Genomic DNA, 15,054 nt, shown 5'->3' with positions numbered 1-15,054 from the left:
ACCATCTGGCTGGCCGCCGTTTTAATTTTGAGATGCTCAGCGGCTTGATTTTGTATTGCATTTTTTCGCCTCCCTAAAAATCTGAAATTTCTACTTGACTTTTATTAGCAGGTCTTTCAAAAGACAAGCAACCCTTTTTGTCTCAAAAGCTTGCTCTTTTTTCCAGCTTAAATAAAGATACTTGTGGAAAAACTAAAGTGAAAGGAGCGTGTTATCAATGAAGAAAAACAATCATCCTCCCCGCCCCTATGATGCGGTGGATGAAGAGGAGCTTTATGAAGAAATGATGGATGTTGCGTCTTCTACCGAATGCACCGGACTGATGCCAACACCACCGGTAACCAAGCGAGAAACGGAATCCTACTCTAAAATTTATGATATCCCTCTGGCAAAAGACGAAACCGTAGATCACATGACCGACCATCCCAATACGTAGGAAAGCGCACGGCAGTTTCTCTGCCGTGCGCTTTGAGTTTATGATTTATCTTGTTAATGTGAGGCTTCTGGCGATCTCTTGTATCTGGCTATCGCTAGCCGCTCCTTCATTGATCGAGATAGCCACATATCGAAGCAACTCGGTGTTGTAGGATAAAATGCCTGGATTGTACCAAACCTCTCCTGACGCGTCCCCCTCCCGGTGATAAATCTGCACCGTAGCGGTACAGGTGGTCTCTGTCTGGGTCACCGGAGTATACTCGTTGTCCCAATTGACCATGGAGCCCAACATCAATTGATTATAAACGGAACGGTAAAAATTCTCTGCCGTTGTTCCTTCATATAACTCAAAATCGCAGTAGCTGATGGTTCCAATCTGTTCATCCCCCCTGTAAATGGCTACAGGGGCGTACAAAGTTGTTTCATTGGGTAATATGAGTCTGAGTTCCCAGTCTTCTGGCAGCTCCAGTTGAAGCTGAAAAGTATTCCCATCCGTCTCTCGGTAGGTTAGGGACGCAGTTCTACTTTCCAAGATGAACTGCACCGAAGTATCCCACAGAGAAACTGGCGCCTTCGGCTTGCCTCCCTCAAAAATCCAGGTAAGCGTATCACCATAGAGAACTTCCCCATTCTCCGAGGTGAAGGACACGTCAAAATAGAGTTCCGTCCCATCTATCACATCGCCGCTAAAGAGTTCCTGCTGATAGGTTTTCCCTGGTTCCCAGGAGGAGTCTGCCTCCTCCCCCTCAAAGGCGTGCAGCGACATATGAGACCCATCTCCCATAGGAGCTGTACCGCTGACATGAAGAAAAAGCTGGTACCTATCCGGAATATCAGCGGGAATGGTCATTGCTACCGTCCCGTTCTCAAAGGTAATACTCTGAAACAGGTTTTGAATAAATGCCTCTTCACTAAAATGGGGCGTCGCCTCGAACCATTCTTCCCCTTCTTCACCATATTGCCATATTTCCCCTGTCTCTTTGTCTACTCCTACCAGAATGGCTGGAGGATCACCTTCTCCTTCTGGAGGAAGCTGCACCAGAAAAGCGGCCAAAACCCTGTCCCCCATACTCCGGTCTCCATCCATTTCCACATTATATCCTTGGTACATATTTTCCACAGAGGCCAACATAGTATCAATGTCTAGTTGCGACTGGGAAGAGCTGGGGTTCTCTTGTTCTTCCCTGGGATTGGTCAGCAGCCCCACACCGACGGCAATAACCGCAATCAGCGCCACCACAGCGGCCCAGAAGGCCGGCTTCCGGTAACCCAGCACATTCTTAATCCTCCCCTTGGTGTTCCCCTCTCCAAAGGCAAGGGGTGATCCTCCCACAATGGTTCGTCCTGTAGCCAAAGCCAGCAGGGTCGCCGAATAGCCCCGCTTGGCTTCGCTTCCCAGCTTTTTGATGACGCTTTCATCACAGGACATCTCCATATCCTTGCTGCTGAGAAAAAACGCCAACCATACCAGAGGATTAAACCAGTGCAGGCAGACAAGCAAAAATCCAACAACCTTGACAATATGGTCCTTTCGCCGGATGTGGGTTTGCTCGTGGAGAAGGATATAGCGCCTTTCCTGGTCGGAAAGTCCGGAGGGAAGATATATCTGCGGATGGATGAGACCCATGACAAAGGGGGTTTCCAGTCCTTCCACCAGATAAATGTTTCCCTCGTCTTGGATGGAAAATTGAAGATTCCTATGTAAAATGGCCAATTTTACCATGCTGTAGATCAGCAATATTCCAATACCTACAATCCAAATGAGGCTTCCCGCCCATACCAGCACCTGCATGGGGCTGACACTGGCTCCTACCTCCACTGGGGCGGGAAGCGCCTGATTGACCGCCTGGTCGATCAATCGGATTCCAGTGTCGATTTCAGGTGTGGGGGAATCCAGAATATTCGTTGGTATTGGCTCCGCGTTTGTGGGAAGCAGGCTCAGCACGCTTTCAAAAGAAAAAGGGAAAGCCAATCGGAGAAGGACAACACTCCAAAGCCCATAGGAATAAATCTTAGGCGCCCGTTTCAGGCATAGACGAACCACCAACACAAACAGTATCACAAAGCTTGCCGTAAAGCTCATATTGAGCACCTGTAAGAAAACCTGCTCCAACACCTTTACCCCTCCTTATACCCCTCAATCAAGGATTCCAGTTCTCTAATTTCTTCTTCGCTTAGTTTGTTGCGCCGGGTAAACGCCGCTAAAAACTGTGGAAGGGATCCGTCAAACGTCTCTTTCAAAAATTCTTCTCCCTGGATGGCCTGAACGTCCTCTTTGCTCATGAGGGCTCTGACGGTGCCTTCCCTGTTTTCAAAGATTTTTCGGTTACAAAGCCGCTTGAGCATGGTATACGTGGTGGATTTTTTCCAGCGAAATTTTTCTTCGCATAGCCGTACCAGCTCCCCTGATGGGACTGGCTCATGTTCCCAGATCATCTCTGCGAATTTCTGCTCCATTTCCCCTAGTTTGTACCGCTCCATTCTTTCTCCTCCTTCGGTCTAATATCATTCGACCCATCGATTTTAGTCTATCATCATTAGACCAAACTGTCAACAGTACAATATGCCTGAGAAAGTTGTCCTGACTACTTAATAAAATCAGACAACTTTTTCCATCAATTTTTCGGACATATAAAAAATATTAAAATGTTTTTGCGTATATTGACAAAAATTACAAACAAACCCTACTTGAATCGATTTTATTTGCTAAAAATTTTATACTTACTATAAGTGTATTAAACACAATTTTTCTAAAAAGACGGGAAGATAATTGGAGAAGAAGAAAAGTATTTGGGCGAGACTGACAGCCTTGTTCCTATCGCTCTCGCTGGTCGCAGGCATCAGCGCCTGGGCCATCGACGTTCCCGCCGCGGATCAGGCTGTTGACAGCGATTACAAAACGCTGTCAACTGACGCACCAGAGGGATTTACCACCAATTTGACCGGATGGCACGCTGTCACGGGAACATGGGAAGAAACCAACGATGGCATCCGAGGAAACAACAAGGGACTCGACGGCTACTACCTCAGCGATGTGGCCTATACTCCGGGAGAACCGTTTTCCTATGAAGTTTCCTTTACCCTCAACGACAACAGTACGGTAGCTGGTATTATCTTCGCGTTCAAGATCCAGCCAATCCAGTAGGGCATTTTTATAGCCTCAATGTGGACAAGGGCCGCAATGACTCCTGCATTTTCTGGAATGGTGGCGGCTCCGGCTTCTGGGATACGTCCCGCCAGCTCACCCCCGCGGAGGCGGGTCTTACCGAAATGACCCTGCGCATTGACTATGACGGTACTGATACCCTTTCGGCATATCTCAATGACATTTTTGTCGCTTCTCAGTCGGGAGTTGTTCTTCCCGGCGGTTATTTCGGCCTCAACACCTTTTACAGTGATGTAACTTATCACAGCGCCATGCTGACCGAGTATCCAGAAGAGAGCAATTTTGTCAGCAATCTCTCTGATCTGACCTATGCCGGCGGTCAGTGGACAGAAACCAAGGATGGCCTGCGCGCCACTATGTCCAGCGACGCATTTGCCATTGCGGGAGAGAATATCAATGGTCCCTTTGTCTTTGAGGGGGATATGACCATGATTTCCGGCGTTGCCATGGGTGTCATCTTTCAGGCGCAAAGTGAAAATCCTGGCGCAACCGGCGGCTATTGTATCAATTTCGACCTCTCCACCGGCGCCTTGGCCCAGCAATTCCGTATTTTTGAGTATCCTTGGCAGGGCAGCTTGGTCAGCGATCTGGCCAAAAACAGATTTGTGGAAGCTGGGATCACTCCTGAAGTAGGCAAAACCTATCATTTTAAACTACAGTATAACGACGGAAAAATTAGCTACACCTTCGGCGGTGTAGAAATTTTCAATGAAATTGTGGATCTGGATACTACTCAGTTGTATACCAATGGCCGTGTTGGCGTCATGGGACACAATGCCATTGTCCAGTTCCAGAATCTACAGCTCACCACCGGTTCCTGGGATGCAGAACTGAGCAACCTCTCGGTGGAATCCAGTATTGCACAGTATGATGATAGCCAGAATTTCTATTTCCTCGTGGAGGATGGTACCGATCTGACCAATATTGCTCCCACCTTCCAGCTCTCCGATGGCGCTGTATGCGATAAAGCTTCCGGCCAGGCTCAGGATTTCTCCCAGCCGGTCACTTATCTCGTAACAGCCGCTAATGGTACACAGAAAGAATATACCGTTACGATCTTTACCCCTTCGACTGCCAGCGCGGCTGACAAGGAGGCGGCAGCTGCCATAGAAGAGCAGATTGACAGCCTGCCCGAAATTGTAACACCGGCTAACAAAGAGGACATCCTCGAGGTGTATGACGCCTATGAGGCGCTCTCCCCCATCCAGAAGCTTCTGGTTTCTAATAGGTCGATCCTGTTAGAAAAAACAGAGCAAGCTCAGCGTTTGACCCAGCCCATCCGTGTTCTCTGTGTGGGCGACAGCATCACGGAGGGCTATGGTTCCTCCGACTTTAACCGTTATTCCTATCCCGCACAGCTCCAGCAGATCCTAGGCGATGACTACCTGGTTTACAACGCTGGTGTGGGCGGATCTAACGCTATCGATGGAGGTCAGCTTTCCTACCGGAAGGTGGACCGCTATGAGCTTGGCAAAGCCTTTGACCCCGATATTGTCATCCTCATGCTAGGTACCAACGATGGTATCGACTGGGTATGGGAAAACGAAGGATATAAATTCAAAGGCGATTATACCGCTTTGGCCCAGGAATACATGAATCTTCCCTCTCAGCCCAAGGTATTTTTAGCTCTGCCCATGACAAGCTATGGCGCTGAACCTCAAAAGACCTATATCCATGAAGAAATTGTCCCCACCATTGAGGAAATCGGTCAGGGATTGGGACTGGATGTCATTGATATGCACTCCTTCTCCGCTGGGCATCCCGAGTGGTTCCCCGATACCATCCATCCCAATGATGGAGCTTACACCCTTATCGCAGAGGTGTTTGCCAAATATATTCGCGGACTAGCTTCCGCAGAACTGGCTTCCATCTCCCTAGATGGCGAAGCGCTGGCTGATTTCTCCTCCGATGACTATTCCTATGACATTGTCCTTGGCCGCGGCGAAATCATGCCTGAAATCACTGCCACCGCCACCAGCAAGGATGCTCAGATTAATATCACCACTTCCTCCGATACCCTGCCGGCAACCGTGACCATCTCCGTCACCTCCGGGGATCGCAGAGGGTATCAGGAATATGTGCTGCACTTCAGCGAAACTGCCCAGACCCTACAGGAAGCAGCAGATGCTGCCAATCAGGCTCTTTCCCAGTATGATGCCACCAACGAGACCACTGCGGATGCCCTGATGGCGCTGGTAGCAGGATGCATCGAAAATGAGCTAATCTCTGCCCAGTGGACAGAAGACTTTGCCCTGACAGAAGCAACCGCTACCCAGCCTGGTTCTATCACTGGTGTCATTACCCTTACTTTGAACGGCGAGTCTATAGAAATCCCCATCCAGCTTGCCATTCCTGCACTGGGCGGCGGTGAAACCCCGGAAGGACCCCAGCAACCAGATGAACATCCATCCATTCCCGGCGGCAGCGAAAGCGATTGGCATTGGCCTGATGCAGACGGGCAGGATAATCAGCATACCACCAGTGGAGATAAGGAAAACCCGGTAACCGGAGATATTGCTTATCCCATCGTTGCCATGGTTCTTCTTCTCGGAGCTGCTACCGCAGTCACCCTGACCCGGCGTAAATAAAAGCACATAAAAAAGCAGGAGGCAAAAGCCTCCTGCTTTTTATGCTCTTTTACTTTGCCAGATGCTCCCGGAGTCTTTGCATATTCTCCACAACACCACTGTCCGGTCGATAGATACTGGCGGTACCCAAAACAAAAACATTAGCGCCACAGCGCTGTGCTTTTTTCGCGTTTTCGAAGGAGATGTTTCCGTCGACCTCCAGCATAGCATCCTGACGGCCGGCTCGATCCAAAAGCGCTCTGGCTCTCCGGATTTTATCCTCCATCTGGATATTGATATCCTGTTTTGCTCCGTGACCCGCATTACAGTTGAGGATTAAAGCCATGTCCAGCAAAGGCGCTACTTCTTCAATGAGACAAAGGGAAGTACCGGGATTGAGCGCTACGGAAGGTTTTCCTCCCGCAGCCTTGATTTCCTTGAGGAGATTTTGCAGTTCCTTGGTAACCTCCGCGTGGATACTTACATAACAGTCTTTGCATATGGGGAGCAGGGTGTCGATAAAACGTTCCGGACGGTCCACCATGACATGGATGTCTACCGGTATTTGGGTTGCTCTTTTTATCATGGGGACTAGCATGGGAGGTAACATCGTCGTCTTGGTGAAGGTGGTATCCATAATGTCAAAGTGGATCAAATCCGCCTGGGCTTCCTCATAAATTCGGATTTCTCGCTCCAGGTTTAAAAGATCACCGCACATAATGGATGGGGCTAGTAAATCTTTCATAGAATCCTCCTATCTTTCTGCCGCGCGCTTGAAAAACACATACAGTCCAGCACCCAAAACACCACTTTGGGTGCTGTGCCGTGTGAACACCAATTTGCAGGACTCTGCTGGCAGCGGATGACGCATATGTTCCCTGGCCGCTTCATCCAGTAGATCCCACGGAAATTCCGGCATATCGGTGACGCCTCCGGCCACAAAAATCAGGTCGGGATCCAGGATATTGGCCACCTGGGTAATGGGGATCGCCATGTCGGTTACAAATTGCCGGATTCGTCTTTCCTCCTTCTTTTTCTCAAAAATCTGGTGAAAAGGAATCTCTGGATAATATAAGCCCGCAATTTTTTCCAAGTATTTTCCGCCGCACCGCAATCCGGCGCATCCAGTGTTTCCACAGACATCTCTTTCTTCCAGCCCATAAAGAGGATTGTGACCGATTTCCCCAGCTACCCCGCTGGCGCCATCATAAAAGCTGCCGTGGATAAAAAACGCATTGGCCACCGCTGATCCAAAATAGAGTCCGACCAGCATCTCCATCTTATTTGTGTCAATGATGTCCTTGTGGCAGTACATGTCACTATAGAGTAGAAAATTGGCGTCTCGGTCCAGATAGACCGGAAGGCCCAGCTGTTGCTCCAATATCTGCTTTAACTCAATTCCCGAAAAGCCGGAAAGATAGGGAGCGCTAAATACTTGGCGCTTATCTTTACTCACCGTTCCGGGAATACCGATAGCGATCGCCTCCACCTGGCCTTCCAGCTGGTGCTGAGCTAGATATTGCCTGATATCTTCAATCAGGTTGGCCGGTCCATCCCCCTCCCGAAGGTTTTGGCTGGACTTTTTCTCGAAGTGTTCCACCTGGCCCTCTGGAGTGACCGCCCCCAAACGAAGGTGGGTCCCCCCAATGTCAATACCGATGGCAAAAGGTTTCATGGATTCTCCTCCTTTTGCTTTTATTCCAAGTTGGCGTGACGCTTCATGATGGACTTGTCTGTCAATTGAAGCCCGGCCCGGTCGGCCAGACAGATCACCAAGGCGTCGCCAAAAAGCAGCATGCTCTGTTCGAACATATTGCCTCCCGGCTGTACCGAGACCGCTCCGCTCTCCCTGTCGCTTTTGCCAGTGACGCCGGGAATGTGGACGACAATATCAGCTAGCTTACCCAAGGTAGAGTCGGGATAAATGGTCATGAGGGCGATCTTAACACCCAGAGCTTTGGCCCTTTTTGCCATGGAAACCAAGGAGCTAGTCTCCCCGGAGCCGGAACCGATGACAAGAAGATCTCCCGGCTCAATGGCTGGGGTGACGGTCTCACCAACCACATAGGAGGTAAGTCCTAGATGCATCAGCCGCATGGCCAGTCCCCGGATCATCAGGAGAGAACGCCCGCAGGCGGCGGAAAAAATCCGGTTGGCTCCCAAAATGGCTTCCATCAGCTTTTCCACAGCATCCCGATCAATCTTGCTCAAATTCTCCGCCAACTCATTGGCAATGGCAACGCTTGTCTCTATGCAGTCTTTCATGCTCATTCTCCTTTGATAATCGCCTGGTAGCTCTCCACTGCCTGGCGCAGGTCGGGAGCGCTGGTCAGGGCACTGCCCACAATGCCTACATCCGCGCCCAACTCCTTGACCTTACCAATGGTCCCCAGGTTGATCCCCCCCGCGGCGGCTATTTTGGCATTTTTGACCACTTCCGCGATCTGCCGCAGCTCTTCATAGGGGGTTTTCCCCAGCCCCTGGACATCAGAGGCGGTGTGTACGCCGATATAGTCTACCCCCATGGCGTCCAGTTCTTTTGCCCGCGCCACCACATCGGGAACGCTGAGCATATCCACATAAATTTCTCGTCCCGCTTTGTGGGCGGCGTCTCGGGCGCCCATGATGGTCTGGTCGGAAGCGATGGCCAGTACCGTGACTATGTCCGCGCCAGCATCCACCGCATATCCGGATTCAATGGCCCCTCCATCGGCAATCTTGACATCTGCCAGGACCGTCACCTGGGGGAACTTTTCCTTCATAGCCTTTACCGGCGCCATTCCCTCTTTCACAATCATGGGGGTGCCGATCTCCACAATGTCGATGATGTCCTGGATTTTTTCCACCATTTTCAAGGCGGTGTTTGTATCTACCAAATCAAGTGCAATCTGCAATTTCATCATTTTCCCTCCTTATCCTTTATCCCTCATAGAGTGTGTCGATTGCATCCCCATATGGTTCCGGATTCCAAAGATATTCAAACTGCTCCGGATTTTCCTTATAGGCTGTGTACAAAGGCTTATTAAATTGAATCCCTAATTTTCCACATTCCCTAGGCCGCCCAATCTCTAACTGGGGCAGGTCCTTATAGCGGCTATTGGGGACAAAGACCAACTGTCCGTCCACCTTGAGAAGATACATGCCGAAGCCATGCATCCTCCCAATGGGCTCATAGTGGAGCGGACAAGGTACCGACAGGTTGCCAAATGCCATAGGGCCTTCCCCTACGTTAATAACACAGTGGGCGGTAAAGGAAGGGACCACGACCTTTTCTCCCTCGTGAAGGAAAAAGGCCCGAAGCCGTTCCACCTGTAAGGGTCCCCTTTCATCCAGAAAACCACGGGACTGCTGCATCAAAAATACCGCTTTCCCGCAGAGCACCTCATATACCTCTGGCAGGGTACTGGTATGTCCCTGGGGCAAACCATGATAGTGGCCAGAGTTTTTCCGGCACTCATATCCCATTAAGCCCGGCATTAATACAGTGATCCCGTTGGTCATCTGCCGCTGTTGGAACACCGGCGCATCTTGGCTTGTCCAGATATTTTGGTAAAATGTATAGCAGTGCTCATTGTCATCCGCTTCCCCTTCGTTGTAGGCAAGATGCTTGATACCGCTGAAATTCTTCGCCGCAGCGCTCTCACAGAGGATATCCTTCCCAAGGCGTACTTCTCCGTTTTTTTCATCAATGGAAATGGGCAGGCCAAAATTTAACTGTCTCATTTCTTTCCTTCTTTCCCCATTGTTTATTTTGCAGATTTCCCTTTGAACAGCCGGTCAACGGTGACGGCAATGATAATCAATGCACCGGTGACAATCTGCTGATAGTAAGAGCTGACGCCCAGCATATTGAGTCCATTATTGATGGTACCGATAATCAAGCCACCTACCACTACCGTGGGGATCTTTCCACGGCCTCCAAAGAAGCTGGTACCGCCGATGATAGCTGAGGCAATGGCGAAGGTTTCATAGCCTTGGCCTGCCAGCGGTTCCGCTGAGCCGATACGGGCGGTGTAAACGATGCCCGCCAGACCAAAGCAAACACCGCAGAGGGTATGTACGATCAAAGTATACCATTTTGTATGGATGCCAGAAAACCATGCGGCCTCTTTATTGCCGCCCAAAGCGTAGATATTGCGTCCCATGACCGTCTTAGATGAGAAAAACCACAGGATGGCAGCCAGGATAAGGGCAATCAGGATGGTACTGGGGATGACGTCTCCCAGCCAACCTCCCATCGCGTCCTTAAAGGACTGAGGGAATCCATAAACTGAGGTTGCATTCGAAACAATCAGGGTAATGCCCCGAAAGATTGATTGGGTACCCAAGGTAATGACAAAGGGATGCAGGCCGGTAACGTTAATCAACAGCCCGTTAAAAATACCGCACAAAGCACCTGCCAAAATGCCTATCAATACCGCCACATACCAGGGCATGATGTCCAGTACGATCAGTTTGGCGGTAATCATCCCCACCAAGCCCATGACAGAGCCTACTGACAGGTCAATACCGGCAATCAGGATAGCGAAAAATTCTCCGCAGGCAATGATAATATTAATCGAGCTTTGAATACCAATCTGCACCAGGTTACTGGGAGAAATAAACTGAGAAGGCCCAAACAGCGCTATAAAAAAGATGAGCAATATGAGGATAACCAGGGTGCCAAATCTATCCCAATAAAGCGAAAGCTTTTTTTGCAAATTATGATTCATATCTTTCACCGCACTCTCTTTCTATTTAATTGGCCGCAACCGCCATAATTTTTTCTTCCGTTGCTTCTTCTCCATCAAAAATGGCCGCGATTTCCCCTCTGTTGAATACTACGATTCTGTCGCAGAGCATCAAAAGCTCGGGTAGCTCGGAGGAAACCATGATGATGCCTTTTCCCTCATCTGCAAGGCCCCGCATGATTTGATAAATCTCGCTCTTGGCGCCGATGTCAATGCCACGGGTAGGTTCATCAAAAATCATCAGATTCGACTCGGACGCCAGCCATTTTCCCACAATGACCTTCTGCTGATTTCCACCGGAAAGGGAAAGGACCATTTGGTCTACGCCGGTACAGCGGATGGAGAGATCCTTTTTCTGTTTGAGGGCTATCTCCCGTTCCTTCTTGGTATGAATCAGTCCAGAAAGTCCCGCCAGGGAGGTGCGCTTGATATTGTAAACCGTGGCGATGTTTTTGGTAATATCAAAGTTGTCAAATAGTCCTGTTTCTCGACGGCTCTCCGTAATAAAAGCCATTCCCTTTTTTACCGCTTGGTACGGGGAACGCACCTGGATTTCTTCACCGTCTAGCCATACTTTGCCTTCCTTCATCTTTTCGGCGCCGAATAGGGTGTTCATCAGCTCAGTCCGTCCAGAACCTACCAATCCGGCAAAGCCCAGAATTTCTCCTTTATAAAGTTCAAAGCTGATGTTTCGTACCTTTTCGTCATCCCGGGTGACGTTTTCTACCTTAAGGGCCACTTCTGGCGCCGGTTCCCCATCCGCTTTGGGTCGGCGCAGGATTTGATGCGCTAGTTCCCTGCCCACCATGAGGGAGACGATTTGGTTTTCGTCCTTGACATCCTTCATATCCATGGTGGTGACCCGCTTGCCGTCCTTGAGGATGGTGACACGGTCTCCGATTGCCCGGGTTTCGCTCATCTTGTGGGAGATATAGATGATCCCTACGCCTTTTTCCTTGAGGCTCCGGATAACGGCAAAAAGCTGCTCAGTCTCTTCAGCACTTAAAGAGGAGGTAGGCTCATCCATCACCAAAATTTTCGCGTCACTGGCCAGCGCTTTGGCAATTTCCACCTGCTGTTTTTCGCTGATGGAAAGTTCACTGACCAGTGTCAGGGGATCATGGTGGCAGCCAACTTGACCGAGCAGCTCCTTTGCCCGATTGATCATTTCTTTCCGATTGACAATGGGGAAAAATCCCCCTAGCTTTTTGACCGGTAGCTTGCCGATAAACAGGTTCTCTGCAATGGTTAGCTCATTGATAACGCTCAGTTCCTGATAGATAATCGCAATTTTATTTTCTTGGGAAAGCTGCGGTGTCAGGGATTTGTATTCTTTTTCCCCAATGCGGATGATCCCTTCCGTAGGGGTATAAACACCGCTGAGTATTTTCATCAATGTGGATTTCCCGGCGCCATTTTCTCCCAACAGCAGATGAACTTCTCCCGGGCGTAAATCCAAATCGATCTCACTCAGCGCCCTGACAGCTGGAAACAGCTTGGTAATTCCCTTCATTTCGACGAGATTTTCCATATGCCTTTTCCCTTTCTGTGAAGTGCCTCCTTCTGGGTAAAATCCAAAAGGAGGCACTCTGCGTTTACTTCTTATTCTTCTACACTATTATCGATATTCTTCTACATTTTCCCGATTGATGATGTAGGAATCCAACAGGACATTTTCCATCTCATAGTCCATGCCGCCCTCTTCACCGCTGCGGATGAACTCTACCAGCATTTCCAGGCAGGTAGCGCCGATGACATCCGGCTTCTGCGCTGCTGTACCGGCCATGTGGCCGCTGGCAATGGATTCAATGGCCTCGGAATTACCGTCGGTACCTACAACAAAGACCTGATCGCCAAGGTTTAGGTTATCCACAGCCTGCTGCGCGCCCAGGGCCATGGTATCATTGCAGCAATAGATGCCGGTTACATCTGGATTTACACTCAGGAGATTGGTGGTGGCATCCATGGCTTTCTGGCGGTCCCAGTCACAAGGCTGGGAGGCAACGACCTCGATGCCGGCCTCGGTCAAAACGTTGGTACAGCCTTCTTTTCTGGATTCACTGGAAAGGTTGCCTGCCATACCTTCGATGATAATGGCTTTACCGCTGTTTCCCATGCATTGTGCCAGATACTCTCCGGCCTGTTCCCCTGTGACCACATAGTCGGTGGTGCAATAGCCTACCAGCCAGCCGCCAGCTGCTGCCAGTTCCTCTTCGTTAAAGCTCTGGTCCAAGTCAACCACGGGGATACCTTTTTCACATGCGGCGGCCACACCGTTGATCAGGTTGGTGTCGGTAATAGGCGCGACGCCAATGCCGTCATAATCGCCGGATACCATATCTTCCAGCATCTGCAGCTGCCCGCCGGTGTCGCTTTCAGAGGCAGCGGCCATGATCTCAACGTCCACGCCCAGTTCTTCTGCTTTGGCCTCAATACCTTCGGCCATATCCACCCAGTATTCGCTGGCCAGGGTCTTTAAGACAATACCGATTTTCAGCCGCTCTCCATCACCCGATGAAGTGGATGCGGATGAGTCAGAGGTTGACTGACTGCTTCCATCGCCGCTTCCGCTGCATCCTGCCAAACAGCCGATGAAAAGTGCTACCACGAGTAAAATTGACAATACCTTTTTCATAAATATACCCTTCCTTCGCATTGCTCTAAATTTTTCTTCCCAATAAAACGCTGACTTATTTTCCCTCCCTTCCCTTGGTTGTATCTACTGTATTGACAACCACATTGTGTTCCTCTAAATACTCCCTGACATTTTGCGGAATCTTCGTATCCGTATAAACCGCATAGACGTCGTCCGCTGGGAACTGGGCCAGCGTCCCCTGCCGGGAGAATTTATTCGATTCGGTAAGGATGATCGTCTTCTTGGCTTGTTTCGACATCACTCGAATTGTTTCCACCCTCATAATGTCTTTTCCCGTAAAATATCCATTCGGGGTAAAACCATCCGTCCCAGTATAAAACTTATCCACATAAAAATTGGTCGCGGCCTGGCACATAATAGGCCCGACAGTTACCATTGGCTCCATGAGCAGAGAGCCTCCCAGCAAGACAACATTATTGGAGGTGGCCGGCCGGATGTAATTCGCGATATAAACAGAATTGGTGATGATGGTCACATTTTTTCTTTTCTGCACGATTTGTTCCGCCAGCAGTGTACAGCAGGATCCGGATTCGATCATGACAACCTCGCCATTTTCGATCATTTCCGCAGCCTGCGCTGCGATCAGCGACTTCTGATAATAATGGTAGGCCAATCGGTTGGTAATATCGTCCTCCGCGTCAAGCTCCGCCGTACCGTGCTGACGGCGGATGAGACCTTTGCTCTCCAAAAAGTCAAGGTCTTTGCGGATGGTAACCTGGGTCACGTTCATGAGTTCCGCCAGCTTGATGACTTCTACCTTTTTTTCTTCTGAAATAATATTTAAAATCTGGGTCTGTCTTTCTGTCATCTTTTTTTCTCCCATAGGAATCATAATCCATCTCTTTCCTTTTCTATGTTCAAAACAACATTCTTTTATTTTCATTCGAAAGTATTTTTATTTCTTTTATTCTATGTCAACATTATATTTAGCTATAAATTCACTGTCAATAGAAAAAACCGTTTTTTGTATAATTGCTGTAATTTTTTATCCCCTTTTGTGCATTCAGCTAAATGCACAAAAATAATCAACATTTCACCATATTATATCACCTTTCTATTTGTCTGAATCTCATTTTATCGATGCTCCAAAAATAAAAAAAACCAGCCTTCACAGCTGGTTTTTTCCTCTCTGCAATTAGGTCATATTGGCGAAGCGCTCCACCGCCTTCGTAAAGTTGGCAATGGTCTGATCCGCGTCTCCATGTTCGATTCCATCCCTGACGCAGTGTTGGATGTGCCCTTCCAGCACCACCTGTCCTACCCGGTGGAGTGCTGACTTTGCCGCATTAATCTGCGCCAAAACATCTTCACAAGGCACATCTTCATCTACCATTCGGTCGATGGCCTGCACTTGGCCGATGATCTTTTTTAGCCGCCGGTGCAAATTATCCGCATCCATACATTGTCTCACTGCTACACCTCCTATACCACAAGGGGCATATGTATTATTATCCGGTGAAAATCAGCTTTTGTCAAGCAATTCCTAAGTCAAGCCTTTGG

At 49.3% G+C, this 15,054-nt stretch carries 15 protein-coding genes; 3 read left to right on the top strand and 12 right to left on the bottom strand.

The features are described 5' to 3' along the window. Nucleotides 1–217 precede the first annotated feature (217 nt). A complete protein-coding gene (locus tag WGC32_RS13620; RefSeq protein WP_191510007.1) occupies nt 218–436 on the top strand; it encodes a hypothetical protein in 219 nt (72 codons plus the stop codon). Nucleotides 437–481: 45 nt separating this feature from the next. On the opposite strand, the gene WGC32_RS13615 is transcribed toward WGC32_RS13620, so the two are convergent. Both WGC32_RS13615 and WGC32_RS13610 read right to left on the bottom strand, forming a co-directional pair. Then, nucleotides 482–2,551: a M56 family metallopeptidase gene (locus WGC32_RS13615; protein WP_342682675.1), complete on the bottom strand. Its 2,070-nt coding sequence runs from the start codon at nt 2,549–2,551 to the stop codon at nt 482–484. A 2-nt stretch (nt 2,552–2,553) separates the two neighbouring features. Further along, entirely contained in the window at nt 2,554–2,916 is a 363-nt protein-coding gene (locus tag WGC32_RS13610; RefSeq protein ID WP_191482656.1) for a BlaI/MecI/CopY family transcriptional regulator, read from the bottom strand. A gap of 289 nt (nt 2,917–3,205) precedes the next feature. Between WGC32_RS13610 and WGC32_RS13605 the strand changes: the two genes are divergently transcribed. Both WGC32_RS13605 and WGC32_RS13600 read left to right on the top strand, forming a co-directional pair. Then, nucleotides 3,206–3,580, top strand: coding sequence for a hypothetical protein (locus WGC32_RS13605; protein ID WP_342682673.1), 375 nt, complete (start codon nt 3,206–3,208; stop codon nt 3,578–3,580). A gap of 125 nt (nt 3,581–3,705) precedes the next feature. After that, a complete protein-coding gene (locus tag WGC32_RS13600; protein ID WP_342682671.1) occupies nt 3,706–6,189 on the top strand; it encodes a GDSL-type esterase/lipase family protein in 2,484 nt (827 codons plus the stop codon). A gap of 49 nt (nt 6,190–6,238) precedes the next feature. Here the strand turns inward: WGC32_RS13600 and WGC32_RS13595 are convergent, their stop codons facing one another. The 10 genes from WGC32_RS13595 to WGC32_RS13550 form a co-directional block, all read right to left on the bottom strand. After that, nucleotides 6,239–6,913, bottom strand: coding sequence for a ribulose-phosphate 3-epimerase (locus WGC32_RS13595; protein WP_191482654.1), 675 nt, complete (start codon nt 6,911–6,913; stop codon nt 6,239–6,241). Between the two features lie 9 nt (nt 6,914–6,922). Beyond that, nucleotides 6,923–7,843 (bottom strand): allose kinase, encoded by a 921-nt coding sequence (gene alsK, locus WGC32_RS13590; RefSeq protein WP_191482653.1) that lies wholly within the window; start codon nt 7,841–7,843, stop codon nt 6,923–6,925. A 20-nt stretch (nt 7,844–7,863) separates the two neighbouring features. Further along, the gene (gene hxlB, locus WGC32_RS13585) at nt 7,864–8,433 is read right to left on the bottom strand and encodes a 6-phospho-3-hexuloisomerase (RefSeq protein ID WP_342682668.1); all 570 of its coding nucleotides are present in this window, start codon (nt 8,431–8,433) and stop codon (nt 7,864–7,866) included. A 2-nt stretch (nt 8,434–8,435) separates the two neighbouring features. Continuing rightward, nucleotides 8,436–9,068, bottom strand: coding sequence for a 3-hexulose-6-phosphate synthase (hxlA, locus tag WGC32_RS13580; protein WP_191482651.1), 633 nt, complete (start codon nt 9,066–9,068; stop codon nt 8,436–8,438). Between the two features lie 19 nt (nt 9,069–9,087). Continuing rightward, on the bottom strand, nt 9,088–9,891 hold the full coding sequence (locus WGC32_RS13575; protein ID WP_342682665.1) for a glucose-6-phosphate isomerase family protein: 804 nt from the start codon (nt 9,889–9,891) through the stop codon (nt 9,088–9,090). A 23-nt stretch (nt 9,892–9,914) separates the two neighbouring features. Further along, nucleotides 9,915–10,880, bottom strand: coding sequence for a D-allose ABC transporter permease (gene alsC, locus WGC32_RS13570; protein ID WP_191482649.1), 966 nt, complete (start codon nt 10,878–10,880; stop codon nt 9,915–9,917). Nucleotides 10,881–10,905: 25 nt separating this feature from the next. Further along, entirely contained in the window at nt 10,906–12,429 is a 1,524-nt protein-coding gene (locus WGC32_RS13565; protein ID WP_191510256.1) for an ATP-binding cassette domain-containing protein, read from the bottom strand. A gap of 87 nt (nt 12,430–12,516) precedes the next feature. Beyond that, entirely contained in the window at nt 12,517–13,533 is a 1,017-nt protein-coding gene (locus tag WGC32_RS13560) for a sugar ABC transporter substrate-binding protein (RefSeq protein ID WP_342682662.1), read from the bottom strand. 55 nt (nt 13,534–13,588) lie between these two features. Continuing rightward, on the bottom strand, nt 13,589–14,362 hold the full coding sequence (locus WGC32_RS13555; RefSeq protein WP_191482646.1) for a DeoR family transcriptional regulator: 774 nt from the start codon (nt 14,360–14,362) through the stop codon (nt 13,589–13,591). Between the two features lie 327 nt (nt 14,363–14,689). Continuing rightward, a complete protein-coding gene (locus WGC32_RS13550; RefSeq protein WP_191482645.1) occupies nt 14,690–14,965 on the bottom strand; it encodes a metal-sensing transcriptional repressor in 276 nt (91 codons plus the stop codon). Nucleotides 14,966–15,054 lie beyond the last annotated feature (89 nt).

The sequence above is a fragment of the Zongyangia acetica genome, assembly GCF_038739695.1.
GTDB lineage: Bacteria > Bacillota > Clostridia > Oscillospirales > Ruminococcaceae > Zongyangia > Zongyangia gallinarum.
The sequence above is the reverse complement of the archived record's forward strand: the minus strand, read 5'-3'. Positions and strand labels throughout refer to the sequence as shown.

Coding starts and splice junctions, on each gene's coding strand:
- WGC32_RS13620 (WP_191510007.1), top strand. CDS start 218: ATGAAGAAAAACAATCATCCTCCCCGCCCCTATGATGCGGTGGATGAA.
- WGC32_RS13610 (WP_191482656.1), bottom strand. CDS start 2,916: ATGGAGCGGTACAAACTAGGGGAAATGGAGCAGAAATTCGCAGAGATG.
- WGC32_RS13600 (WP_342682671.1), top strand. CDS start 3,706: ATGACCCTGCGCATTGACTATGACGGTACTGATACCCTTTCGGCATAT.
- WGC32_RS13595 (WP_191482654.1), bottom strand. CDS start 6,913: ATGAAAGATTTACTAGCCCCATCCATTATGTGCGGTGATCTTTTAAAC.
- alsK (WP_191482653.1), bottom strand. CDS start 7,843: ATGAAACCTTTTGCCATCGGTATTGACATTGGGGGGACCCACCTTCGT.
- hxlB (WP_342682668.1), bottom strand. CDS start 8,433: ATGAAAGACTGCATAGAGACAAGCGTTGCCATTGCCAATGAGTTGGCG.
- hxlA (WP_191482651.1), bottom strand. CDS start 9,068: ATGAAATTGCAGATTGCACTTGATTTGGTAGATACAAACACCGCCTTG.
- WGC32_RS13575 (WP_342682665.1), bottom strand. CDS start 9,891: ATGAGACAGTTAAATTTTGGCCTGCCCATTTCCATTGATGAAAAAAAC.
- alsC (WP_191482649.1), bottom strand. CDS start 10,880: ATGAATCATAATTTGCAAAAAAAGCTTTCGCTTTATTGGGATAGATTT.
- WGC32_RS13565 (WP_191510256.1), bottom strand. CDS start 12,429: ATGGAAAATCTCGTCGAAATGAAGGGAATTACCAAGCTGTTTCCAGCT.
- WGC32_RS13560 (WP_342682662.1), bottom strand. CDS start 13,533: ATGAAAAAGGTATTGTCAATTTTACTCGTGGTAGCACTTTTCATCGGC.
- WGC32_RS13555 (WP_191482646.1), bottom strand. CDS start 14,362: ATGACAGAAAGACAGACCCAGATTTTAAATATTATTTCAGAAGAAAAA.